Annotated in this window: 2 protein-coding genes; both read left to right on the plus strand. The window is 26.5% G+C overall.

Annotated features, from left to right (window positions below):
* On the plus strand, nucleotides 1–146 hold a 146-nt coding region (locus tag ACSYT2_RS18515), incomplete at its 5' end, for a triple tyrosine motif-containing protein (protein ID WP_438385419.1).
* A 454-nt stretch (nucleotides 147–600) separates the two neighbouring features.
* Nucleotides 601–1,251: cohesin domain-containing protein (locus ACSYT2_RS18520; protein WP_438385417.1), on the plus strand; the 651-nt coding region annotated here is incomplete at its 3' end.

Genomic DNA, 1,251 nt, shown 5'->3' on the forward strand with positions numbered 1-1,251 from the left:
CAGTTAAGGATTACTCTACTTCTAACTCTTTCACTTGGAATCCTACTACTACTGGAAACTATGTTATAAGTGTTTACGCTAAGGATATTAACTCTAAAAATGAGGTTGATAGCTTTAAAACTATGGATTATGTAATAATAAATTAATTTATTATTATAATACTTTAACTCCATTCCATAAAACTTATATGGAATGGAGTTTTTTATAATACTATATCTCTTTTTTTATTAACTATTAGGATATTTACCTAACCTATTAAATTAATCTTTTCATTAATAATAAAATTATATTTAAAATCTAATATTTGATATTTACTACTTTAAATATAATTTCATTATTAATAAGTTATTTAAATCTATCCAGTAAAAATATACATATCTGCTAAGTGTTATTACTTTACTAATGTGGATGTACTTATTTAATCTGTTATAATCAAAAAATAACTTTTAGACACACCCCTTATATAGCTTCACTTCAAAAAATGTTTATATGAATTCAAGTAAAATCCTAGCAAAATATTGACTTAACTATAATTTACTTTTTGTACAAAAAAGTATACAATGATATGGTATTAAATAAATAATTTTAGGAGGAGTTAAGTTGATTACAAAACTTATTAAATCAAAATTTTTTTTTGCTTATTTATGTGTTATAACTATATTTTTACAAATATCTCCCTACAGCATAAGTACATCTGCAGCAACTAGTCCACATGTTAGCTATTCAGTAACAGGGGATGCACGAGAAGGTAATAGTGTAAAAATTTTTGTAAACATTTCTAACATTTCGGGTATTTATGCCGGATCTTTAGATTTCATTTACGATTCAAATATACTTCAAATTGAAGATATCTCAATTGGTAACTTATTTAAAAATGCTGAACCTACTGTAGAGAACTCTTCAGAAGGACAAGCTAGTATTGCAATATCTTTAAAAGGGGATTCTCCACCTATAAATGGAAGTGGCGATCTCGCTACTATAAGTGCCAAAGTACTTATAGGTAATAAGACTATTCCTTTAAAAACAACAAATGATTATAATTTACTAGGTAAAAATGGTTTCACTACTGCTGTTAAGTTATCAGATAATAATGGTAATTATATTCCTTATACTTTTAGTGATAATTTTATACATACACTTCCTAAAGAAGACTTAAATAGTCCTGTTGTTGTAAACTCTATAACTGCAAATAGACCTTCACCTGCAGCACCTGGTTCTTCTATTACTTTTACTGCAAATGCTACTGGTGGA

Source organism: Clostridium zhoujianii (genome assembly GCF_051590805.1).
In the GTDB taxonomy this organism is placed as follows: domain Bacteria; phylum Bacillota; class Clostridia; order Clostridiales; family Clostridiaceae; genus Clostridium.